19 protein-coding genes and 1 riboswitch are annotated in these 22,916 nt (G+C 69.9%); of the genes, 9 read left to right on the plus strand and 10 right to left on the minus strand.

Features of this window, described 5'->3' with window-relative positions; genetic code table 11:
* Window positions 1–33: 33 nt before the first annotated feature.
* Both ABZ851_RS10270 and def read left to right on the plus strand, forming a co-directional pair.
* Entirely contained in the window at window positions 34–1,035 is a 1,002-nt protein-coding gene (locus ABZ851_RS10270) for a hypothetical protein (RefSeq protein ID WP_129294260.1), read from the plus strand.
* A gap of 68 nt (window positions 1,036–1,103) precedes the next feature.
* Window positions 1,104–1,748, plus strand: coding sequence for a peptide deformylase (gene def, locus ABZ851_RS10275; RefSeq protein WP_336051161.1), 645 nt, complete (start codon window positions 1,104–1,106; stop codon window positions 1,746–1,748).
* A 58-nt stretch (window positions 1,749–1,806) separates the two neighbouring features.
* On the opposite strand, the gene ABZ851_RS10280 is transcribed toward def, so the two are convergent.
* The 3 genes from ABZ851_RS10280 to ABZ851_RS10290 all read right to left on the minus strand — a co-directional run bounded on the left by ABZ851_RS10280 (window position 1,807) and on the right by ABZ851_RS10290 (window position 7,334).
* Window positions 1,807–3,765, minus strand: a complete 1,959-nt coding sequence (locus ABZ851_RS10280; RefSeq protein WP_361124583.1) for a transglycosylase domain-containing protein — start codon at window positions 3,763–3,765, stop codon at window positions 1,807–1,809.
* A gap of 98 nt (window positions 3,766–3,863) precedes the next feature.
* Window positions 3,864–4,919 carry a ribonucleotide-diphosphate reductase subunit beta gene (locus tag ABZ851_RS10285; RefSeq protein WP_336051159.1) on the minus strand — a complete coding sequence of 352 codons (1,056 nt, stop codon included), beginning with the start codon at window positions 4,917–4,919 and terminating at the stop codon, window positions 3,864–3,866.
* Entirely contained in the window at window positions 4,920–7,334 is a 2,415-nt protein-coding gene (locus ABZ851_RS10290; RefSeq protein WP_361124948.1) for a ribonucleoside-diphosphate reductase subunit alpha, read from the minus strand.
* A gap of 225 nt (window positions 7,335–7,559) precedes the next feature.
* A riboswitch (cobalamin riboswitch) is annotated at window positions 7,560–7,659 on the minus strand.
* A gap of 160 nt (window positions 7,660–7,819) precedes the next feature.
* Between ABZ851_RS10290 and ABZ851_RS10295 the strand changes: the two genes are divergently transcribed.
* Window positions 7,820–8,410: a Uma2 family endonuclease gene (locus ABZ851_RS10295; RefSeq protein WP_361124585.1), complete on the plus strand. Its 591-nt coding sequence runs from the start codon at window positions 7,820–7,822 to the stop codon at window positions 8,408–8,410.
* A gap of 73 nt (window positions 8,411–8,483) precedes the next feature.
* Here ABZ851_RS10295 and mctP read toward each other — a convergent pair whose 3' ends face one another.
* The 3 genes from mctP to ABZ851_RS10310 all read right to left on the minus strand — a co-directional run bounded on the left by mctP (window position 8,484) and on the right by ABZ851_RS10310 (window position 11,490).
* Window positions 8,484–10,109 (minus strand): monocarboxylate uptake permease MctP, encoded by a 1,626-nt coding sequence (mctP, locus tag ABZ851_RS10300; protein ID WP_361124950.1) that lies wholly within the window; start codon window positions 10,107–10,109, stop codon window positions 8,484–8,486.
* Window positions 10,110–10,168: 59 nt separating this feature from the next.
* Window positions 10,169–10,429, minus strand: coding sequence for a DUF3311 domain-containing protein (locus ABZ851_RS10305; protein WP_336051156.1), 261 nt, complete (start codon window positions 10,427–10,429; stop codon window positions 10,169–10,171).
* Window positions 10,430–10,728: 299 nt separating this feature from the next.
* Complete coding sequence (locus ABZ851_RS10310; protein ID WP_088799881.1) at window positions 10,729–11,490, minus strand: GntR family transcriptional regulator; 762 nt, start codon at window positions 11,488–11,490, stop codon at window positions 10,729–10,731.
* Window positions 11,491–11,730: 240 nt separating this feature from the next.
* Between ABZ851_RS10310 and ABZ851_RS10315 the strand changes: the two genes are divergently transcribed.
* The 4 genes from ABZ851_RS10315 (at window position 11,731) to ABZ851_RS10330 (ending at window position 16,592) form a co-directional block, all read left to right on the plus strand.
* Window positions 11,731–12,999 carry an extracellular solute-binding protein gene (locus tag ABZ851_RS10315; protein WP_361124587.1) on the plus strand — a complete coding sequence of 423 codons (1,269 nt, stop codon included), beginning with the start codon at window positions 11,731–11,733 and terminating at the stop codon, window positions 12,997–12,999.
* A 97-nt stretch (window positions 13,000–13,096) separates the two neighbouring features.
* Window positions 13,097–14,185 (plus strand): sugar ABC transporter permease, encoded by a 1,089-nt coding sequence (locus ABZ851_RS10320; RefSeq protein WP_361124589.1) that lies wholly within the window; start codon window positions 13,097–13,099, stop codon window positions 14,183–14,185.
* Window positions 14,182–15,021 (plus strand): carbohydrate ABC transporter permease, encoded by an 840-nt coding sequence (locus ABZ851_RS10325; RefSeq protein WP_361124591.1) that lies wholly within the window; start codon window positions 14,182–14,184, stop codon window positions 15,019–15,021. Before ABZ851_RS10320 ends, ABZ851_RS10325 begins: the two co-directional genes overlap by 4 nt.
* A gap of 8 nt (window positions 15,022–15,029) precedes the next feature.
* A complete protein-coding gene (locus ABZ851_RS10330) occupies window positions 15,030–16,592 on the plus strand; it encodes a glycoside hydrolase family 3 protein (protein WP_361124593.1) in 1,563 nt (520 codons plus the stop codon).
* Window positions 16,593–16,619: 27 nt separating this feature from the next.
* Here the strand turns inward: ABZ851_RS10330 and nagB are convergent, their stop codons facing one another.
* Both nagB and ABZ851_RS10340 read right to left on the minus strand, forming a co-directional pair.
* Window positions 16,620–17,402 carry a glucosamine-6-phosphate deaminase gene (nagB, locus tag ABZ851_RS10335; protein WP_361124595.1) on the minus strand — a complete coding sequence of 261 codons (783 nt, stop codon included), beginning with the start codon at window positions 17,400–17,402 and terminating at the stop codon, window positions 16,620–16,622.
* Window positions 17,403–17,580: 178 nt separating this feature from the next.
* Entirely contained in the window at window positions 17,581–18,342 is a 762-nt protein-coding gene (locus tag ABZ851_RS10340; protein ID WP_361124597.1) for an SDR family oxidoreductase, read from the minus strand.
* 161 nt (window positions 18,343–18,503) lie between these two features.
* On the opposite strand from ABZ851_RS10340, the gene ABZ851_RS10345 reads away from it, so the two are divergent.
* Both ABZ851_RS10345 and ABZ851_RS10350 read left to right on the plus strand, forming a co-directional pair.
* Entirely contained in the window at window positions 18,504–19,229 is a 726-nt protein-coding gene (locus ABZ851_RS10345; protein WP_361124599.1) for a TetR/AcrR family transcriptional regulator, read from the plus strand.
* A gap of 383 nt (window positions 19,230–19,612) precedes the next feature.
* On the plus strand, window positions 19,613–21,085 hold the full coding sequence (locus tag ABZ851_RS10350) for a PAS domain-containing sensor histidine kinase (RefSeq protein WP_361124952.1): 1,473 nt from the start codon (window positions 19,613–19,615) through the stop codon (window positions 21,083–21,085).
* Window positions 21,086–21,263: 178 nt separating this feature from the next.
* Here ABZ851_RS10350 and ABZ851_RS10355 read toward each other — a convergent pair whose 3' ends face one another.
* On the minus strand, window positions 21,264–21,521 hold the full coding sequence (locus ABZ851_RS10355) for a WhiB family transcriptional regulator (RefSeq protein ID WP_003983230.1): 258 nt from the start codon (window positions 21,519–21,521) through the stop codon (window positions 21,264–21,266).
* Between the two features lie 319 nt (window positions 21,522–21,840).
* Window positions 21,841–22,824, minus strand: coding sequence for a diacylglycerol kinase family protein (locus ABZ851_RS10360; protein ID WP_361124601.1), 984 nt, complete (start codon window positions 22,822–22,824; stop codon window positions 21,841–21,843).
* Between the last annotated feature and the right edge of the window lie 92 nt (window positions 22,825–22,916).

Raw genomic sequence — 22,916 nt, forward strand, 5'->3', positions numbered from 1 at the left:
AGTGGCACCAAGAGCAACCAGCAGGCGGGAATCGTGAGGATCTTCGGCAAGGTACGGCATCGGCCCTCCGCCTCGTGGCGGCAGGCGACCGACCGCGCTTTCACGCTGATCGGCGACGGCCGTTACGAGGACGCGGGGGCGCTGTTGACCCGCGCCGCCGACATGGAGCCGTGGCTGTCCGAGTCCTGGTTCAACCTCGCCCTGCTGCACAAGTTCCGGCACGACTGGGACCAGGCCAGGGCCGCCGGTCTGCGTGCGGTCGCGCTGCTGGACCGCGAGGCCGGGGCGCCCGACTGGTGGAACGTCGGCATCGCCGCCACCGCCCTGCAGGACTGGCCGCTGGCCCGCCGGGCCTGGCAGGCCTACGGCCTCAAGGTCCCCGGTGAGGGCTCGCCGTCCGGCGAACCGCTCGGTATGGCCCTGGGCAGCGCCGCCGTCCGCCTCTCCCCGGAGGGCGAGGCCGAGGTGGTCTGGGGCCGGCGGCTGGACCCGGCCCGTATCGAGGTGCTCTCCATCCCGCTGCCGTCCTCCGGGCGGCGCTGGGGCGAGGTGGTGCTGCACGACGGCGTCCCGCACGGCGAGCGGACCATCGCGTCGGGCGCCGACGGTGCCACCCGGGCCTATCCGGTCTTCGACGAGATCGAGCTGTGGGCGCCCTCCCCGGTCCCCACCTGGGTGGTGCTCCTGGAGGCCGCCACGGAGGCCGACCGGGACGCCCTGGAGCGGCTGGCGGCCGATGCGGGCTTCGCCGCCGAGGACTGGTCGTCGTCGGTCCGGCTGCTGTGCCGTACGTGCTCGGAGAGCCGGATGCCCAGCGACGAGGGCGACGGTGAGCACCTGGACCCGCACGACCACAGCGAACCGGGTCACCCCGGGCCGCTGGGCCACCGCACGGCGGGCTCGGGCTCGCTGTGGGTGCCGGAGCGCGAGTGCGGCATCGCGGCGCCGTCCGCCCTGGTGCGCGGCCTGCTGGACGGCTGGGTCGCGGACAGCCCGGACACCCGCGAGTGGCGGGATCTGGAAGAGGTCTGCTGAGCGCCGGGGCACGCCCCCGTAGGCTGTAGGGCGACTACTCAGGGTTTTCAGGAAGGCGTACGGCGGAGATGGCCCAGCAGCCTGTTTTTGATCAAGACGGTGACCAGCGCGTGGACGAAGCATTCATCGATGACGTCACGGACGCGGAGGAGCGGGAGACCGCCCACCGCGAACGCGGCACCTCGCGGCCGATCACGGTCGTCGGCAACCCCGTGCTCCACAAGGAGTGCAAGGACGTCACGGAGTTCGACGACCGGCTCGCCCAGCTCATCGACGACATGTTCGCCAGCCAGCGCACCGCCGAGGGCGTGGGCCTGGCCGCGAACCAGATCGGTGTGGACCTGAAGGTCTTCGTCTACGACTGCCCCGACGACCAGGGCGTCCGGCACGTCGGCGCGATCTGCAACCCGGTCCTGGACGAGCTGCCCGCCGAGCGCCGGATCCTGGACGACTCCAACGAGGGCTGCCTGTCCGTGCCCGGCGCCTATGCCTCGCTGGCCCGCCCCGACTACGCCGTGGTCCGTGGCCAGGACGCCAAGGGCAAGCCGGTCGCCATCGAGGGCACCGGCTACTTCGCGCGCTGCCTGCAGCACGAGACCGATCACCTCAACGGCTACCTCTACATCGACCGCCTCAGCAAGCGGGACCGCAAGGACGCCCTGAAGCAGATGGCCGAGCTGGAGCCGCGCTACCCCGTCGTCGCCAACGACTGACGCGAGGGCCTGTCGGGCACCCGGCCGGCGGCCGGGCGCCCGGAAGACGGGAACCCGCTCAGGAACCCTGCTGGTAGGCGCTCCAGACCTTCGGCGGGATGGCCGTCCCCAGCCCGGTGCCGGAACCGCCGACGCCCTGCATCGGCAGCAGATCGGGCGCGCCCGGCTTGTTGCGGAACATGGTGACCGCGGTGGTCGGTTCGTCTTCGTCACCGGCGCCGGGTGCCGGGTCGGGGCGGACACCGCCCCCCTCCTCCGGTCCCGTGCCGGGAACGGATCCGAGGTCCGGGCCGGTGCCCGTGGGGCTGCCGATGAACCACGCGGACTTCATCCGGTCGCCAGGCTCCGTGCGGCCGGCCGCGACCGCCTGCTGCGACGCCGCGTCCGGCTGCCCCACGGTGCGCCAGCCGACTCCCTCCAGAGCGGTGGACACCTGCTGGGCGACCCCGGCGTCGAGGACCTGTACGGGCTCGCGGCGGTGCACGCCGGGCACCTTCTTGCCGTCGTGGGTCATCGAGGTCACCGCGTAGGGGTCGGTGTGCAGCCCGTCGTTGGCGAAGGTGGTGTAGGCGCTCGCCATCCGTATCGCGCTGGGGGCCGAGGTGCCCAGCGGGAAGGTCTGCTCCAGGCGGGCCATGCTCTCCTCGCGCAGGCCCGCGTCCACCGCGAGATCCCGGATCCGTTCCAGCCCGAGCTGCTGCCCGGCCTGGACGAACGGGGGGTTCTGGGCCTTCAGCAGGGCCTCGCTCAGTTTCCCGAACCCGGCCTTTTGCCGGGCCGCCGCCGCTTCCGCGGTGTCCGGCGCTGCGTCGTCCGGCCGCTGGAGCGCGGCCGCCAGCACGAACGGCTTGAAGGCGGAGCCGGCCGGGACCGCGGTGGTGTCCGCGTTGTTGCTGAAGTGCCGGGTGGCGTCCGCGCCGCCGTAGAGCGCGACGAGCGCCCCGTCCTTGGGGCGTACGGAGGCCGCGCCGAATTCCACATAGTTGTCGGCCGCGCGCTTTTTGGGGTCGAGGGTGTCCCGGCGGACGTCCTGCACGGCCTTTTCCAGCCGGCGGGTGCGCTGTTTGTCGAAGGTGGTGTGAATGCGGTAGCCGCCGCGCGCCAATTCCTTGTCGGTCAGGCCGGTGTCGGCCTTGATGAACTTATTGGCGACATCGACGAGATAGCCGGTCTGGCCGGCCTGGCTGGTGGGTTTCGACAACCCCCGGGGTTCCGGGAAAGTGCGGTACTTCGCCCGCTCCTCCTGGCTCATCTTCCCGGTGGCGACCTGCCGGTCGAGTATCCACTTCCACCGGGCCACCGCCCGCCGGTGATTGGCCGCGCTCAGCCCCGGATCGTACTGCTCCGAACCCTTCAGCAGGGCCGCCAGCATGGCACCCTGACTGGGATCCAGGTCCTTGGCGTCAATGCCGTAATACGCATGGGAGGCGGCCTGGATACCGTACGAACCGCGGCCGAACCAGCTGGTGTTGAGGTAACCGCGCAGTATCTCCTGCTTGGACTTCTGGTTGCTCACCTTCAGCGAGATGATGAGTTCCTTCACCTTGCGGGTGACGGTCTGGTCCTGCGAGAGGTAGGTGTTCTTCACATACTGCTGGGTGATGGTGGAGCCGCCCTGGGTCTCCTCGCCGGAGATCATGTTGACCACGGCGCGGCCGATGCCCTGGACGGAAACACCGGAATCGCTGTAGAAAGTGGCGTTCTCCGCCGCGATCACGGAATTCTCGACGGAGTCGGGCACCTTGTCGAGGGTGACGTTCTGCCGGTTCACGGCGCCGACGCTCACCATCTGGCTGCCGTCCGCCCAGTAATAGACGCTGGCCTCCTGACCGGCGAGCGCGTTCTCACTCGGTATGCCGACCTGTGCGTACACCACGGCGAACAGTCCCGCCAGGCCGCCCGCGCAGAGCGCGACGGCGCTCAGCCACTGTCTCCAGGACGGCAGCCAACGGCGCGGGCCTTCCCGTCCCTGACGCGGATAGTCGATGAACCGACGACGCCCCTTCGTGCCCTTCATACCCGAGTAGATGTGGCGGCCCGGACTCCGGTTGCCGAGGTAACAGAACGCTCACAAACGGCGGGTGGGCGGGACGAAGGGGCGTCGCGGTACGTCTTCTAGAACTCGTCGTCGAAGGAGACCGAACCCTCGACGGCAACCTGGTAGGCGGACGCCCGGCGCTCGAAGAAGTTGGTCAGCTCCTGGACGTTCTGCAGCTCCATGAAGGAGAACGGGTTCTCCGAGCCGTAGACCGGCGCGAAGCCGAGCCGCTGCAGCCGCTGGTCGGCGACGCACTGGAGGTATTCGCGCATCGAGTCGGTGTTCATGCCCGGCAGGCCGTCACCGCACAGGTCGCGGCCGAACTGCAGCTCCGCCTCGACGGCTTCCTTGAGCATCTCGGTGACCTGCTGCTCCAGCGCGTCGTCGAAGAGGTCGGGCTCCTCCTCGCGGACGGTGTCCACGACCGAGAACGCGAACTCCATGTGCATGGACTCGTCGCGGAAGACCCAGTTGGTGCCGGTGGCCAGGCCGTGCAGCAGGCCCCGCGAGCGGAACCAGTACACGTACGCGAAGGCGCCGTAGAAGAACAGTCCCTCGATGCAGGCCGCGAAGCAGATCAGGTTCAGCAGGAAGCGGCGCCGGTCGGCCTTGTCCGCCAGCCGGTCGATCTTCTCGACCGAGTCCATCCACCGGAAGCAGAACTGGGCCTTCTCCCGGATGGACGGGATGTTCTCCACGGCCGCGAAGGCGGCGGCGCGGTCGTCCGGGTCGGGGAGGTAGGTGTCCAGCAGCGTCAGGTAGAACTGGACGTGCACGGCCTCCTCGAAGAGCTGCCGGCTCAGGTACAGCCGCGCCTCGGGGGAGTTGATGTGCTTGTAGAGCGTCAGCACCAGGTTGTTGGCGACGATCGAGTCACCGGTCGCGAAGAACGCGACCAGCCGGCCGATCATGTGCTGCTCGCCCGCCGAGAGCTTGGCGAGGTCGGCGACGTCGGAGTGGAGGTCGACCTCCTCCACGGTCCAGGTGTTCTTGATCGCGTCGCGGTAGCGGTCGTAGAACTCCGGGTACCGCATGGGACGCAGCGTCAGCTCGAAGCCCGGGTCGAGGAGGTTCTTCTCGCCGGTGGTGGCGGTGTGCGTGGCCGCCGCGTTAGTGGTCTGGTCGATGGACATTTACTGGCAGGCCTCGCAGGACTCGGGGTTTTCCAGGGAGCAGGCGACCGCCTCGGGGTCGGTGGCCTGCTGCGGGACGGGCGCGGAGACGGGGGCGGCGGCCGAGGTGCCGCGTGCCGACTGGGCGATCCGGGTCGCCGGCCGTGACCGCAGGTAGTACGTCGTCTTGATGCCGCGCTTCCAGGCGTAGGCGTACATCGAGCTGAGCTTGCCGATGGTCGGCGACGCCATGAAGAGGTTCAGCGACTGGCTCTGGTCGAGGTAGGGCGTACGGGCCGCGGCCATGTCGATCAGGGCGCGCTGCGGGATCTCCCAGGCGGTGCGGTACAGCGCCCGGATCTCCTCGGGGATCCAGGCGACGTCCTGCACCGAGCCGTTGGCCTCGCGCAGTGCGTCCCGGGTCCGCGCGTCCCACAGCCCCAGCGCCTTCAGCTCCTCGATGAGGTAGGCGTTGACCTGCAGGAACTCACCGGACAGCGTCTCGCGCTTGAAGAGGTTGGAGACCTGCGGCTCGATGCACTCGTACACGCCCGCGATGGAGGCGATGGTCGCGGTCGGCGCGATCGCCAGCAGCAGGGAGTTGCGCATGCCGGTGGCCGCGATCCGGGTGCGCAGCGCCGCCCAGCGGTCCGCCCAGCGCGGCTCGGCGTTGGGGTAGTGGTCGGGGTGCAGCACCCCGCGGGCGGTGCGGGTCGCGGACCAGGCCGGGTGCGGGCCGTGCCGCTCGGCGAGGTCGGCGGAGGCCTCGTACGCGGCGAGCATGATCCGCTCGGAGATCCGGGTCGACAGCTCCCGCGCCTCGGGCGAGTCGAAGGGCAGCCGCAGCCGGAAGAACACGTCCTGCAGACCCATCAGGCCCAGACCGACCGGGCGCCAGCGGGAGTTGGAGGTCCCGGCCTGCTCGGTCGGGTAGAAGTTGATGTCCACGACGCGGTCGAGGAAGGTGACGGCGGTGCGGACGGTGGCGTCCAGCCGCTCCCAGTCCATCACTTCCTCTCCGTCGCCGACGTCCTTACCCAGGTGCGCTGCGAGGTTGACCGACCCCAGGTTGCAGACCGCGGTCTCCCCGTCGTTGGTCACCTCCAGGATCTCAGTGCACAGGTTGGAGGAGTGCACGACCTGGCCGGGCTCGGCGGTCTGGTTGGCGGTGCGGTTGGCGGCGTCCTTGAACGTCATCCAGCCGTTGCCGGTCTGCGCCAGGGTGCGCATCATCCGGGAGTACAGCACCCGGGCGGGGATCTGCTTGAGCGCCCGGCCCTCGGCCTCCAGCTTGCGGTAAGCGGCGTCGAACTCGTCGCCCCACAGGTCCACCAGCTCGGGGGCGTCCGAGGGCGAGAACAGCGACCAGTCGGCGTCCGCCTCCACCCGGCGCATGAACTCGTCCGGGATCCAGTGCGCGATGTTCAGGTTGTGGGTGCGGCGGGCCTCCTCACCGGTGTTGTCGCGCAGCTCCAGGAACTCCTCGATGTCCGCGTGCCAGGTCTCCAGGTAGACGCAGGCGGCGCCCTTGCGCCGGCCGCCCTGGTTCACGGCCGCGACCGAGGCGTCCAGGGTGCGCAGGAACGGCACGATGCCGTTGGAGTGCCCGTTGGTGCCGCGGATCAGCGAACCGCGGGCGCGGATGCGGGAGTACGACAGGCCGATGCCGCCCGCGTGCTTCGACAGCCGCGCGACCTGGTGGTAGCGGTCGTAGATGGAGTCCAGCTCGTCCAGCGGCGAGTCCAGCAGGTAGCAGGACGACATCTGCGGGTGGCGGGTGCCGGAGTTGAACAGGGTGGGGGAGGAGGGCAGGTACGACAGCGAGCTGGTGAGGCGGTAGAGCTCGGCGACGTCGTCCAGGGCGCGGTCGCTGTGGTCCTCCGCGAGGCCGCAGGCCACCCGCAGCAGGAAGTGCTGCGGGGTCTCGATGACCTGACGGGTGGTGGGGTGACGCAGGAGGTAGCGCGAGTGCAGGGTGCGCAGCCCGAAGTAGCCGAACCGGTCATCGGCGCCGTCGGCCAGCGCCCGTTCGACCAGCGCGTCCAGCCGGGCGGCGTGGCGGCGTACGAACTCCGCGGTCTCGTCGGCGATCAGGCCTTCGCGGTGGCCCACCTCGACGGAGGCGGAGAAGGCGACCGCCCCCTGTCCGGCCGCCTCCTGCGCGATGGCGAGGGTGAGCAGACGTGCGGCGAGCTTGGAGTACTGCGGCTCGTCACCGATCAGTCCGGCCGCGGCATCGATGGCCAGCGCCCGCAGTTCGGCCTCGCCCGCGCCGGGGTGCCGGCCGCGCAGGGCGGCGGCGGCCACCTTGCCGGGGTCGGTCGCGGTCAGGTCCTCGGTCAGCTCGGTCAGGGTGCGCAGCAGGGCGACGCCCGGACCGTCCTCCCCCGCTCCGTCGCCGGCCGGGCCGGCAGGCGTGGCCACCACGGGCGGCACGACCTCGGCGTCTGACGCGGGCTCCGTTGGCGCGATGGTCACGTGATGCTCTCCCTCACTCGGCGGGGGCCGGGAGGGGAGGGACGCGACGGGCGCACGCGGGCATGCGGCACCCCGGAGACGTCAGGGGTGCGCGGGCACACCGCGCGGCGTCCACCGGCCCAACCCTCGGGGCCCGGACGTATCGACACCCGCACCCATGGCGGTGCGGACGTACCATCGGCAGGTCCTCGGACTACACGAGCGCACGCCACAGCCGGTGTCCGGCCGGTCGAGCGCGCTCCCACACCGTTGCGGGACAGTTCCGGATTCCCACCGGATTCCCCTGCGGCGACAGCGAGGACGAGCATACATGTGGGGGTGACCCCTCAAGTGCACCCCCACATCTAGTGTGTCGTGAGTGATCACGCAGTGTCTGTCAGTGGCTTCGGCTAGGGTCGGTGGCACGTTCTCTGTTCCGTCCCGTGGAAGAAGGAGAAGGCCTCATGACCGCGCTCGCCGACCCGCCGCCGCACATTATGGAGACCGAGCATTTCGAAGAGGCCGCCCGGATACTCGCCCGCCTGGAAGAAGGCGCGCGGTTGGAACTCATCGACGGGAAGGTCAAGAGCAAGCCCATGCCGGACGGGGATCACGGTCGGATCATCGAGTGGCTAACACGCGTCTGCATTCAGTCACGCCCTGAGCTGTGGCTCTACCCGGACCAGGGACTCAAGGTGGAGGAGTACCGCAGTGGCCGGGCTCGGCCGGACGGGGCGCTCTCCGTCAGTGGCGCCTTTGTCGGCCAGGGGGAATGGGCAGACCCTGCGCCGGTGTTGATGGTGGTCGAGGTCACGTCCTCCGACTCCGACACGCACCAGCGTGACCGCGTGGAGAAGCCCCGTGCGTACGCGGGAGCCGGTATCCCGCTCTATCTGCTCGTCGACCGGCAGGAATGCCAGGTGTCGCTCTACACCGAACCCGACGGCAGGCGCTACGAGGACGTCCGCACTGTCCCGTACGGCAAGTCCCTCCACCTCCCCGACCCCGTCGGCATCACCCTCGAAACCGAGCAGCTGAAGGACTGGGCGGGCTGAACGGCGAACGCCAACGGGCCGCCGTGCTCCCGGAGGAACACGGCGGCCCGTTGAAGGCGCGGCAGCGGGTGGCTCAGTGCCCGGCCGGTGCCCCTGCGGTGGCCGGCGGCAGTTCGACGGTGACGCCCTTGTCACCGGCGTCCGCCGTGTAGTCGGCGGGGCTGGTCTCGTCGATGCCGTCGGGGGCGCCCGCGGCCTTCAGGGCGAAGGTCAGGACGACCGTGACCACGACGTTCAGGACGAAGGCGGTGAGGCCGATGTAGCCGATCTCGCCGATGCCGGGGATCTCCGTGCTGGAGCCGCCGAAGTGCTTCTGGGTCGGGCTGGCCACGCCGTAGGCGGCGAGCGTGCCGTAGAGCATGCCGACCGCCCAGCCGGTCAGCAGCGCCCAGCGGTGGAACCAGCGGGTGAACAGCCCGCCGACCAGCGACGGCATGGTCTGCAGGATCCAGATCCCGCCCAGCAGCTGGAAGTTGATCGCGACGGTCTTGTCCATGGTGAGGACGAAGACCAGCGCGCCCACCTTCACCAGCAGCGAGACCAGCTTGGCGACCTTGTGCTCCTGCTCGGGCGTGGCGTCCTGCTTGAGGAAGTCCTTGTAGACGTTGCGGGTGAACAGGTTGGCCGCGGCGATGGACATGATGGCCGCGGGCACCAGCGCGCCGATGCCGATCGCGGCGAACGCCACGCCGGTGAACCAGCTCGGGAACATGTCCTCGAAGAGCTGCGGGATGGCCAGCTGCGGGTTGCCCTGGATGTCCGTGCCGGCCTTGACGGCCATGAAGCCGAGCAGCGCCAGCAGGCCCAGCATCAGGGAGTACAGCGGCAGGATGGTGGTGTTGCGCCGGATCACATTGCGGCTGCGCGAGGACAGCGTCGCGGTGATCGAGTGCGGGTACATGAACAGCGCCAGGGCCGAGCCGAGGGCCAATGTCGCATACGCCCATTGGTTGTTGGCGCTGCTGATCAGTTCGCCCCGCGGTTTGCCGGGGACCGGGCCGGGCTGGGCGAGCGCCTTGCCGGCCGAGTCGAAGATCGCGTCGAAGCCGCCGAGCTTGATCGGGATGTAGATGATCGCCACGGCGATCACGAGGTAGATCAGCCCGTCCTTGACGAACGCGATCAGCGCCGGCGCCCGCAGCCCCGAGGAGTAGGTGTACGCGGCCAGCACGGCGAACGCGATCAGCAGCGGCAGGTCCTTGACGAACCAGTTGGTGTGCTCGCCGCCGCCGATGCCCATCACGTCCAGGACGGCCTGGATGCCGACGAGTTGGAGGGCGATGTACGGCATCGTGGCGAGGATGCCGGTGAGCGCCACAGCCAGCGACAGGCCCTTGGATCCGAAGCGGCCGCGCACGAAGTCGGAGGTGGTGACGTAGCCGTGCTTGTGCGAGACCGACCACAGGCGGGGGAGGAAGGTGAAGATGAGGGGGTAGACCAGGATCGTGTACGGGACGGCGAAGAAGCCGGACGCCCCCGCCGCGTAGATCGCCGCCGGGACGGCCACGAAGGTGTACGCGGTGTAGAGGTCACCGCCCAGCAGGAACCACGTCACCCAGGTGCCGAAACTGCGGCCGCCCAGCCCCCATTCGTCGAGGTTGGCGGACTGCTCGGCCTTGCGCCAGCGGGCGGCCAGGAAGCCCATGACCGTCACGGCCAGGAAGAAGAAGACGAAGACGGCGAGTGCCACGCCGTCGATGCCCTTGGCGGAGGAAGCAGCAAGCACCTCGGAGGTGCCCATCGCGGTCGTGGTGACAGTCACTGGGCCGCACCGCCCTTCCGGGCGCGCTGCTCACGCTGCACGAGCTTGTACGCGATCGTGGTGAGCGCCGTCGAGACCAGCACCCACGCCATCTGGTACCAGTAGAAGAACGGGATCCCGATGAGCTTGGGCTCGATTTTGGCGTACGAGCTCACCCACAGCATCGCCACGAACGGAGCGATCAGGCAGACCCCGGCCACCACGCGCGTGGGGGTGACCACCTGTCTGCGATCCGGTGTTTCGGCTGACTGTGTCATGGCCATGGCTCCGTCCCCTGGGCTGTGGCTGTCTCCTGTGAAATGCCTGGAAATCTATGGCAGGGGCGTGGCGCGCGTCACTAGCTGTCCGCATATCGGTATGGAGAATCCACCTGCGGACAGCCGTGTGAGGCGGTTAATGGCCTGGTTCGTACCGGTTGGGGAGGAATCGTCGCAGCGGAGGTGAGGCGTGGCGGCGAGGGGCACGCCGCATCCTCCGGGGTCTCGGGGGTGGCGGACCGGCCATCAGGAGGGCCGGCCCATGGAGCCGCCCATGGAGCGGCCCTCCCGCGCGGCGCTCAGTCCGTGGGGCGGCGCAGCCGGGCGACGAACTTGTAGCGGTCGCCCCGGTAGACCGAGCGCACCCACTCCACCGGCTGCCCCTGGGCGTCGAGCGAGTGCCGGGAGAGCATCAGCATCGGCAGACCGACATCCGTGCCCAGCAGACCGGCCTCGCGCGGTGTGGCCAGCGAGGTCTCGATGGTCTCCTCGGCCTCCGCCAGGCGGACGTCGTACACCTCGGCCAGCGCGGTGTAGAGGGAGGTGTACTTGACGAGGTTGCGGCGCAGCGCCGGAAAGCGCTTCGCCGACAGATGGGTGATCTCGATGGCCATCGGCTCGCCGCTGGCCAGCCGCAGCCGCTCGATGCGCAGCACCCGGCCGCCGGTGGCGATGTCCAGCAGGCCGGCGAGCCGGTCGTCGGCGGTGACATAGCCGATGTCCAGCAGCTGGGAGGCCGGCTCCAGGCCCTGGGCCCGCATGTCCTCCGTATAGGAGGTCAGTTGCAGCGCCTGGGACACCTTGGGCTTGGCGACGAAGGTGCCCTTGCCCTGGATGCGTTCCAGCCGCCCCTCGACGACCAGCTCCTGGAGGGCCTGACGCACCGTCGTGCGCGAGGTGTCGAACTCCGCGGCGAGGGTGCGCTCGGGCGGGACCGGGGTGCCGGGCGGCAGGGTCTCGGTGATCTCCAGCAAGTGTCGCTTCAGGCGGTAGTACTTGGGTACCCGCGCGGTCCGCGTGCCGCCGCCGCTCTCGGCACCGTTGCCCCCGTCCGTCTCCATGACCCGCCTCTCCGACTCCTGTCGCGCTGCCGTCACCGGCTCCTCCGTACGTAGCGGCTCACATCGTGGCACGGGTGGGTTCCCGCGCTCCCGTGCAGGTCCCCGCTCGTCAGGTGTCGGTCCGGTAACGGACCTGACAGCGACTCTTATACACCCTTGACTCCCCAAAAGGTCTAGGCCAAGCTGCGAGCGCTGGTCTAAACCATTAAAGACCACACCCGGTCTTGGGGGGAGAACGCAATGAAGCGTGGGCTCATAGCGGCGACGGCGGTCGTGGGAATGCTGGGGAGCGTTGCCGCCTGTGGGGCCGGTGGCGGCGGCGCGGCGGGTGCCGGGGGCTTCAAGGGGAAGAAGCTGACCGTTTGGGTGATGAGCGGTTCGAATCCGGCGCAGTGGACCGAACAGGTCTCCGAGCAGTTCAAGAAGAAGACCGGCGCCACCGTCGAGTTCAAGGTCCAGCAGTGGAACGGCATTCAGCAGAAGCTGAGCACCGCCCTTTCCGAGGACACCCCGCCCGATGTCGTCGAAATCGGCAACACCCAGACCGCCGCCTATGCCAAGGCCGGAGCCCTGGCCGATCTCGGCGACCTGAAGAAGGAGATCGGCTCCGACTGGAACGACGCCTTCAACAAAGCCTCGCTGGTGGACGGGAAGCAGTACGCGCTGCCGTGGTTCGCCGGAAACCGCGTGGTGATGTACAACAAGAAAATCTGGGCCGAGGCCGGACTCAAGGGAATTCCCAGGACGCGCAAGGAGCTCTTCCGGGCCTTTGCCACCATCAAGGAGAAGACCGGCGCCGAGCCGCTGTACCTCCCCGGCCAGAACTGGTACTTCCTCGACGGCCTGACCCTCGGCACCGGCGCCGAGCTGGTGAAGAAGCAGGGCGGCAAGTGGGTCTCCAACCTCGGCGACCCCAAGGTCTCGCGGGCCATGGACATCTACCGGCAGTACCAGGCCTTCAGCACCGCTCCCAAGAACAAGGACGAGGCCACCCCGCAGCAGGGTGAGATCTTCGCCAAGGGGAAGACCGGCGCCGTCATCGCCATGGGCTACGAGGCCGCCGTTGCCGTCAAGGCCAACCCGGACATCAAGAATGACATCGGATTCTTCACCATCCCGGGTGAGACCGCGGCCAAGCCGGAAGGCGTATTCCTCGGCGGCTCCAACTTCGCCGTCGCCGGAATGGGAAAGAAACAGGAACTCGCCAAGGAATTCCTGAAGGTCGCCCTGTCGAAGCAGAACGACGGACAGATGGTCAAGGAAGCCGGCTGGACCCCGAAGTCCGCCGATCTGGCCGGCGTCGCACGGCAGAATCGGGCCGCCGCGGCCGCGGCGCCCGCCGCGGAGAAGTCCGGCGGCACCACTCCGCTGATTCCCCAGTGGGCCGCGGTGGAGAACCTGCCGAACCCGATCAAGAGCTATATGACGGCCGTGCTCGGCGGTAAGTCCCCGGCCAATGCCGCCAAGGACGTGGAATCCGAGATCAACGCACGGCTCGCCCGGCCGTAACCGGTGGCGGTCCGCGGGCCGCCCTTCCACGGCCCCGCGGGCGCAAGCGCGGCAGCAGGAGCACCGAGGTGTCACGGACGAGGGGGAGCAGGGGCCCATGACAGCGCAGCTCGACGACGCGGCGGGAAGCGCCGTGCCGCCAACCGGCGGGGGAAGCGCCCCGCCCGCACGGCGCGGCCCGGGCATCCGGCGGACGGGAACCGGCACCCCTGGTCCGTCCGCCCGCCGCGCCCCTCGCCCTCCCGCCCGTCCCTCCCGTCGTCCTCCCGCCCGCCCTGCCCCTCGGTCTCCCGCCCGTCCCGCTCCGTATCTCCTGTTGCTGCCCGCCCTCCTCGCCACCGCGGTCTTCCTGGGCTGGCCCATGGTGCGCAACCTTCTGCTCTCCTTCCAGAACCTCAATATGAAGGAGCTGATCCAGCACCTCACCGACTGGCGCGGGACCGGTAACTACCAAGAGATCCTGGGCAGCGAGCAGTTCTGGCGGGTCACCCTGCGCACCCTGGTCTTCACCGCGGTCAATGTCGTCCTGATCATGGTCCTCGGGGTGCTGATCGGACTGCTGCTGGCCCGGCTCGGCAAGAAGATGCGCCTGACGCTGTCCCTCGCGCTGGTGCTGGCCTGGGCCATGCCGGTGATCGCCGCCACCACCGTCTTCCAGTGGCTCTTCGACTCCCGCTACGGCGTCGTCAACTGGCTGCTGGACAAGGCCGGCTGGCACGCCATGGCCCACTACGACTGGGTCGGTACCCAGCTGTCGACCTTCTCCGTGATCACCGTACTGATCGTCTGGCAGTCGCTGCCCTTCGTCGCCCTGAACCTCTACGCCGCCACCACGACCATCCCCAGGGAGCTCTACGAAGCGGCCCGGATGGACGGCGCCGGCACCTGGCAGGTCTTCACCTCCGTCACCTTCCCCTTCCTCCGGCCCTTCTTCCTGGCCACGACGTTCCTGGAGATCATCTGGGTCTTCAAGGCATTCCCGCAGATCTTCGCGATCAACGAGGGCGGCCCCGACCGGCTCACCGAGACGCTGCCGATCTACGCCTTCACCGAGGGCGTCGGCAACCTCCACTTCGGCATGGGCGCCGCGATCTCCCTGCTGACGATCGTGGTGCTGCTGGCCGTGACCGCCCACTACCTGCGTCTGACGCTCCGGCAGGAACGACACGAGGAGAACGCGCTGTGAAGCACACCGCTTCCCTGGCGGTCCGCCGCCTCTGGCCCAACGCCACGGCGCTCGTGCTCGCCCTCGGCTTCGCCTTCCCCGTCTACTGGATGTTCAGCACGGCCTTCAAACCGACCCGCGACATCGTCACCGAAGACCCCGTGTGGTTCCCCTTCCACGGCACCGCCGAGCACTTCGCGGCAGCGGTGAACGCCCCCGACTTCTGGGCGCTGGCCCGGAACTCGGTGGTGGTGACCGTCCTCGCCGTCGGCCTGTCGCTGGTGATCGCGCTCTGCGGGGCGTTCGCCCTCACCCGGATGCGCTTCCGGGGCCGCCGGGGCATCCTGCTGACCTTCATGATCGCCCAGATGGCGCCCTGGGAGGTCATGGTGATCTCCATCTACATGATCGTCCGGGACGCAGACCTGCTCAACAGCCTGCTGCCGCTCACCTGCTTCTACCTGCTGATGGTGCTGCCCTTCACCCTGCTGACGCTCCGTGGCTATGTCGCCGCGGTACCCAAGGAGCTGGAGGAGTCCGCGATGGTCGACGGCTGCTCACGCCGTCAGGCGTTCGGCAAGGTGGTCTTCCCGCTGCTGGCACCCGGCCTGATGGCCACCTCGCTCTTCGGCTTCATCACCGCCTGGAACGAATTCCCGCTCGTGCTGGTCCTCAACAAGGAACCGGCCATGGGCACCCTGCCGTTGTGGCTCTCGCGTTTCCAGAGCCAGTTCGGGGACGACTGGGGTGCCACGATGGCCGCGGCCTCGATCTTCGCCGTCCCGATCCTGGTCCTCTTCCTGTTCCTGCAACGCAAGGCGGTCGGCGGTCTCACCTCCGGCGCAGTGAAGGGATAACGCCGCACATGACCTCTTTTGCGGGCTCCGCACGCCCGGTACGCTCCACCGACACCCTCACCCGCGATGCACTCGCCGTCCTCCAGCCGGGCTTCACCGGCACCACCGCCCCCGACTGGCTGCTGCGCCGGCTCGGCGAGGGGCTGGCCTCGGTCGGCCTCTTCGGCCGCAACGTCGCCGACCCCGCGCAACTCGCCGTCCTGACCGACCGGCTGCGTGCCGAGCGGGAGGACCTTCTCGTCGCGATCGACGAGGAAGGGGGCGATGTCACCCGGCTGGAGGTGCGCGGCGGCTCCTCCTTCCCCGGCAACCATGCGCTCGGCGCCGTCGACGACACCGCCCTGACCCGCGAGGTCGCCCGGGAACTCGGCCGACGGCTGGCCGACTGCGGTGTCAACCTCAACTGGGCCCCCTCCGCCGACGTCAACTCCAACCCCGCCAACCCGGTCATCGGCGTCCGCTCCTTCGGCGCCGACCCGCACCTGGTCGCCCGGCACACCGCCGCCTACGTCGAGGGACTGCAGTCCACCGGGGTCGCCGCCTGCACCAAGCACTTCCCCGGCCACGGCGACACCGCGGTCGACTCCCACCACGATCTGCCGCGCGTCGCCGCCGATCTGGCCACCCTCCGCGGGCGGGAACTGGTGCCGTTCCGCGCCGCCATCGCCGCCGGCACCCGGGCGGTGATGAGCGCCCACATCCTGCTGCCCGCCCTGGACGCCGACCGCCCCGCCACCCTCAGCCGGGCCGCGCTGCACGGTCTGCTGCGCGCCCCCGTCGCCGAGGGCGGCCTCGGCTTCGACGGGCTGATCGTCACCGACGGGATGGAGATGCAGGCCATCTCCGCGGCCTACGGCCTCGAACGCGGCAGTGTGCTGGCCCTCGCGGCCGGTGCCGACGCCCTGTGCGTGGGCGGCGGACTGGCGGACGAGGACACCGTGCTGCGGTTGCGTGACGCCTTGGTGCGGGCGGTGCGCGACGGCGAGCTGCCGGAGAGCCGGCTGGCCGACGCCGCGGCACGGGTACGGGCCCTGGCGTGCTGGACCCGGAGCGCGAGTGCGGGTCAGGGGGCCGCGCCCGCGCCCGGGATCGGTCTCACCGCGGCCCGGCGTGCCCTGCGTCTCACCGCCGACGGCCCGTACGAGCCCCTGACCGCGCCCGCGTATGTCGCCGCCTTCACCCCGCTCGCCAATATCGCCGTGGGGGACGACACCCCCTGGGGCGTCGCCGCCGAACTGACCCGGCTGCTCCCGGGCACCGAGACCACCACCTGCACCGCCGAGTCCGCCGCCGCGGCCGGCCCCGCCGCGCTGATCGGCGGTCTGCTCACGGCGGCCGGGGACCGCCGCGTCGTCGCGGTGGTGCGGGACGTCCACCGCCACCCGTGGATGGCCGACGCGCTGCGCATCCTCCTCGACGCCCGCCCCGACACCGCGGTCGTCGAAATGGGCGTCCCCCAGGCCCCGCCCCGGGGCGCCCCGCACCTCGCCACCCACGGCGCCGCCCGCGTCTGCGGCCGCGCCGCCGCCGAAATCCTCACCGGCCTCCGGGGGCCGTCGAGCGGGGAGTGAGCCTGCCCGCGCCCGCCGGTCCGGCTTCTACAGGCCCTGCCATTCCGGCTTCGCCGCGTAGGTGGCGCGGAAGTAGCCGGCGAGCTTCAGCTCGGTGGCCGCGGCCTCGTCCACGACGACCGTGGCGTGCGGGTGGAGCTGCAGCGCCGAAGCCGGGACCAGCGCGGCGACCGGTCCCTCGACGGCACGTGCCACGGCGTCGGCCTTGCCCTCGCCGGTGGCGAGCAGCACCAGATGGCGGGCCTCCAGGATGGTGCCGATGCCCTGGGTGATGACGTGGTGGGGTACCTCGTCCAGGCTGTCGAAGAACCGGGCATTGTCCGCCCGGGTCTGCTGGGTCAGCGTCTTGATACGGGTGCGCGAAGCGAGCGACGAGCACGGCTCGTTGAAGCCGATGTGCCCGTCCGTGCCGATACCGAGCAGCTGGAGATCGACACCGCCGGCCTCACGCAGCGCACGGTCATACGCCTCGCAGGCCGCCTGGACGTCCTCGGCCGACCCCTCGGGCCCCATGAACGAGTCCTCGCCGAGGCCGAGCGGCCGGACCACCTCGCGCAGGACCACCGAACGGTAGGACTCGGGGTGCCCGGCCGGCAGGCCGACATATTCGTCGAGCTGGCAGATGCGCGCCCGGGACGCGTCCACCGCGCCGGCCCGGACCTGCGCCGCCAGCGCCTCGTAAATGGGCAACGGGGTAGAGCCGGTGGCCACACCGAGCAGCGCGTCGGGCTTACGGCGCAGCAGGGCGGCGAGGGCCCCCGCGATCAGCTCGCCGCCTGCCGTGGCGTCCGGAACGATGACAACTTCCACGCTTGGCCTGCCGTTCTGGAGAATGGTCCATGTGGTATAGACCAATCTAGCAGAGCGGAGACCTCCGGACCCGGCGGCGCTTCCGAAACGAAGGGGCACATTTCCCCGTCGGGGTGATGACGCGCCGGCCGCCTGTCGTCCGTGGCGGGCGGCCGCCGTACGGCCCCGCCGGGTGCCCTCAGAGCAGCGCCCCTCCCGTCGCTTCGATGCACTGGCCCGTCACCCAGCGGCTGTCGTCCGAGGCCAGGAAGGCCACGATGTCGCCGATATCGGTGGCGTCCGCTATCCGGCCCAGCGGGGACATCGCCCGGACCGCCGCCTGCGCCTCGGCGTTCGCCTCGCCGCGCAGCCAGCTCGCGTTCATCTCCGTGTCGACCGCTCCGGGGGCAACGGCGTTGACCGTGATGCCGCGCGGGCCCAGCTCCTTGGCCAGGGTCCGGGTGAAGACATCGATCGCCCCCTTCGACATGGCGTAAGCGATCAGCTCGGTCTTGGCCCTCCCGCGCGTCTGGCCCGTCGAGGTGTTGATGATCCGGCCGCCGTCCCGCAGCCGGTTCAGGCCGAGCTGGGTGAGGAAGAACGGCGCCTTGGTGTTGACCGCGAAGAGATCGTCGAAATCCGTCTCGGTGACCTGGGCTATCCGCTCCCGCCTGCCGGCCGTGCCGACATTGTTGACCAGGATGTCGAGGCCGTCGGCCTGCGGGCCGAAGGCCGCCCACAGCGCCTCGGCCCCGCCGGGCCGGCCCAGCGGCGCCCGGACGGTGAAGGCCTGTCCACCCGCTGCCTCGATGCCCGCCACCGTCTCCTTTGCCGCTGCCTCGTCCCGGCCGTAATGCACCCCGACGCGCGCGCCGTCCCGGGCCAGCCGCTCCGAGATCGCCCGGCCGATCCCCCTGCTGCCGCCCGTCACCAGTGCCGTCCTGCCGCTGAGTGCCGCCATGGCGCTGCCCCTCCCTGATCGCACGCGAAGCTCCGTGGGTGCGCGCACCTGCCGGCCATCTCGCCGGGCAGACGCGGCGCCTTCACGCCGATCCATTTATATATCGGTCGCTACAAAAAAACCGTAGCACGCTTCCGTACCGACCGCTATAGAATTCCGTCATGACGACCGAGGAGCCCCGCACGACGCCGCAGACCCACCCGGCCGAGGCGGTGAAGCGGCGCGGCCGGCCCCGGTCCTTCGACCGGGAGACGGCCCTGGAGCAGGCGGTCCGGTCCTTCTGGGAGCAGGGCTACGAGGCCACCTCGATCTCCGACCTGACCCGCGTCATGGGCATCAGCGCCCCCAGCCTCTACGCCGCCTTCGGCGACAAGCGGGCCCTGTTCGACGAGGTCGTGGCCGAGTACCGGCGGCGCTACGGAGGCTTCCTCAACCGCGCGGTGGCCGAGGAACCGACCGCCCGCCGGGGTGTCGAACGGGCGCTGCGCGAGGCCGCGGTCGAGTACACCCTCCCGGGCCGCCCCCGCGGCTGTCTCGTCGTCAGCGCCGCCCTGAACACCGCGCCCGCGTCCAGTGAAGTCGCCGGTCTGCTGCGGGAGATGCGGCAGTCGAACGTCCGGCAGATCGCCCGCGCCGTCCGGGCGGACATCGCCTCCGGTGAGCTTCCCCCCGGCACCGACGCGGATGCGTTGGCCGCCTACGTCTACGCGGTGATCCAGGGCATGTCCCAGCAGGCGCGCGACGGTGCGGAGCGCACGGAGCTGGAAGCGATCGCCGAGCTGGCGTTGCGGGCGTGGCCGGCGGCGGGACGGGGGTCAGGGACTGGGAAGAAGGAGGGGGAGGGCAAGGGAGCAGGCTCCGGGCCGGCGAGCGGCACCGCCCGCTGAAAGCCCGGCACGGGGCGAGGAGCGAGGGGCGAAGGAGGGCCGACACCGCTCCGGCACGCCCCCGAAAACACCCGCGGGCCGCGGCGCCGGGACAGGACCCTCAACCTGTCCGGCACCGCAGCCCGGAGCTGACATCGGCCGGCCCCGCCTTGCGGGCGGAAGGTGCCCCTGTGTGCGGTAGGGGCACGGCCCCGTCCAGGGACCGGTCGATCGGAGGCCTCGGCGCAGTCAGGGCAGAGAGCGCTTCGGCCTCGTTCCGCCCTCCTGTGCGGGGAGAGCGGAGGCCTTTTGCTGAATTCTGGACTAGACCATTCTCACTTGTCCATGCCCATGCAGAGACAACAGGTACACCGTACGCCGGTAGGCTCCAAGACGTGCCCTCCATGAACGATCTCGTACGCCAGCACACCGCTCTGAGCGACACCGACCTCGAGTGGCTCCATCTGCTGGTCTCGGAGTGGCAGCTGCTCTCCGACCTCTCCTTCGCCGATCTCGTGCTGTGGGTTCCCACCCTCGACGGCACCCGCTACGTATCGGTCGCCCAGATGCGGCCCAATACGGGCCCCACCTCCTACCAGGACGACATGCTCGGCCATCTCGTTCCCCGTGGCCGCCGCCCCATGCTCGATTCCGCCCTGGACGAGGGACGGATCGTGCGGGAGGGCGACCCGGAGTGGCGCGAGGAGGTGCCGGTACGCGTCGAGTCCATCCCGGTGCGCCGCGAGGGCCGGGTCCTCGGTGTGATCGCCCGCAACACCAATCTGCTGACCGTGCGCACCCCCAGCCGGCTGGAGCTCACCTACCTGCAGAGCGCGTCCGACCTCGCCCAGATGATCGCTGCTGGAACGTTTCCCTTCCCCGGCCAGCAGGTCGACATGGACGCCTCGCCACGGGCCGGCGATGGACTGATCCGGCTCGACGCGGACGGCGTCGTCCAGTACGCCAGCCCCAATGCGCTCTCCGCCTACCACCGGCTCGGCCTCGCGGCCGACCTCGTGGGCCACCACCTCGGCCAGACCACCGCCGAACTGGCGCCCGCCCGCGGCCCGGTGGACGAGGCGCTGGTCAAGCTCGCCAGTGGCTGGGCCCCCAGGGAATTCGAGGTCGAAGGGGACGAAGGCGTCATTCAATTGCGCGCCATTCCGCTCAAACCCAAGGGAACGCACAGTGGTTCTCTGGTTTTGCTGCGTGATGTGACCGAACTGAGACGTCGCGAACGGGAACTGATCACCAAGGACGCCACCATCCGGGAAATCCACCACCGGGTGAAGAACAATTTGCAGACGGTCGCCGCGCTCTTGCGGCTGCAGTCGCGCCGGATGGATTCCGCGCAGGGCCGCGACGCCCTCAACGAGGCCGTGCGCAGGGTCGGTTCGATCGCGATCGTGCACGAGACGCTGTCCCAGACCCTCGACGAGCGGGTCGAGTTCGACGAGATCGCGGACCGGGTGCTGGCCATGGTCGCGGAGATCTCCCCGGGCAAGGTGACCACCCGCCGCACCGGGCGCTTCGGCATCCTGGACGCCGAGGTGGCCACCCCGCTGTCGATGGTGCTCACCGAGGTGCTGCAGAACGCCCTGGAGCACGCCTTCGACCAGGTGGAGCACGGCACGGTCGAGGTCGGCGCGGTGCGCGGCGGCAGCCGGACCGAGCCCCGGCTGCTGGTCACCGTCCAGGACAACGGCCGCGGCCTGCCCGAGGGCTTCGATCCGCATCGCGCCGGAAACCTGGGGCTGCAGATCGTACGGACCCTGGTGGAAGGGGAGTTGGGCGGAAAGTTCGACATGGTGCGGGCGCCCGAGCGCGGTACCCAGGTCATCCTCGACGTACCGGTACGCGCCGAGAAGCAGCACTGAGACCGGGTGGCGGCCGACGGGTTCGCTGCCGCCGCCCGGCCCCGGACAGCAGCAAGCCCCGGACCCATCCGGTCCGGGGCTCAAAGCTATTGCGATGCGATTACGACCGGGCCGGTGAGCTCCGGAGGTGCATCGGGGGTACTGCGCGCTGCGGCTCGGGGGCCACGGGGCTACTGGCTCAGGCGCTGGCGTTGCGCGCCCGGTTACGAGCGGCACGGCGCTTCATGGCGCGGCGCTCGTCCTCGCTCAGACCACCCCAGACGCCGGAGTCCTGGCCGGACTCGAGCGCCCACTGCAGGCACTGCTCCATGACGGGGCAGCGGCGGCAGACGGCCTTGGCTTCCTCGATCTGCAGGAGCGCAGGACCGGTGTTGCCGATGGGGAAGAAGAGCTCGGGGTCTTCTTCGCGGCAAACGGCGCGGTGACGCCAGTCCATGGCTGCTCCATCTCCTCGTGTGACGGGATTGTGCTTGTGAATGTGAACGCTTTCACGAATCCCTCCGCAAGCAAAGGGCCGAACTCCAGTTGCGCACTGGTGCGGTCCTGTGGAATGAGGAGGGGGATTCGGGCTCTCAAGGGGGCCGGTAAAGCGGCCGTCCCGATCGCCATGAAGAGACTCGCAAACCTCGGCTGCGGATACAACCCCTTCCGGAAACTTTTTTTTGATTCCTTGGTGTCGCCTAGCTCACAGCCGTCATTCCAGGGGGTGGAAACCAGTCTAAACGTTCGAGTGAAAGGACTTTAGGCCCTACTGCTCACACAATCACACGCAGTGCACGGCGAACGCCTGTGAACGTCACACTCGTACGCAGTCCCAGGTGGTCACCGTCCATCTGGAACGGCAGGGGGACCTGCGAATGCAAGGTGAAGTTCGTGAGGTCGTGAAGTGAGAGTGCGTGCTTGCCCCGGGGGCCGCGCTCGGGTGTGGACGCCAGCAACTGGGTGACATATCGGGTCACAGCGGGCGGGGAGAGCTTGCTCAGTGCGAACAGATCCAGGCCCGCATCGAACGACGCGTCCGGGGACGGGTAGATCGGCCGGTTGCCCAGGTAGGACCACGGAGCGGTGTTGCAGATTATGGCCAGTGCCAGGTTCTCGTCGCGCTCCACGGTGCCCTCGGTGCCGCCAGGACGTTCGAGGGTGATGATGCCTCGCCGGCGGTTCGCCTCGCCCAGGAACTGCCGTACGACCTGTCGCACGTACAGGGCGTGGGTCGAACGCTTGCCGCGTTCGCGCTGCTGCTCGACCCGGCCGACGACGCCCGCGTCGAAACCGAAGCCGGCGCAGAAGGTGAACCAGCGCTCCGGCACGCCCTCGTCCTCGGTCCCCGGTGTGCCCGCGGCCAGCCCCAGGCCGATGGTGCGCTCGGTGCCGTCGCGCAGCGCGTCCAGCAGCGCGCCGGTTGCCTCCACGACGTCATTGGGCAGCCCCAGCGCGCGGGCGAAGACATTGGTGGAGCCGCCGGGGACGACGGCCAGCCGGGGATGGGAGTCCGGATCGGGGCCGTTGGCCAGCAGGCCGTTGACGACCTCGTTGACCGTGCCGTCGCCGCCGAGCGCCACCACCAGGTCGATCTGCCCGCTCTCGGTGGCCTGCCGGGCGAGATCACGGGCGTGCCCGCGGTACTGCGTCTGCGCGACCTCCAGCTTGAGGTCGCTGGCGAGCGCGTGGGCGAGCACCTCACGGGTGCGGGCACTGGTGGTGGTTGCTGCCGGATTGACCACGAGGAGTGCGCGCATATGGAGCAGCGTACCTACCTGCTGGTACCGGCCATGCGTCCCGTCCGGCTCCGGGGCCGCCCCGGCGGCCGGGGCGCCGGCGCTACCCTGCT

The sequence above is a fragment of the Streptomyces sp. NPDC047049 genome (assembly GCF_040643995.1).
In the GTDB taxonomy this organism is placed as follows: Bacteria; Actinomycetota; Actinomycetes; order Streptomycetales; family Streptomycetaceae; genus Streptomyces; species Streptomyces mooreae.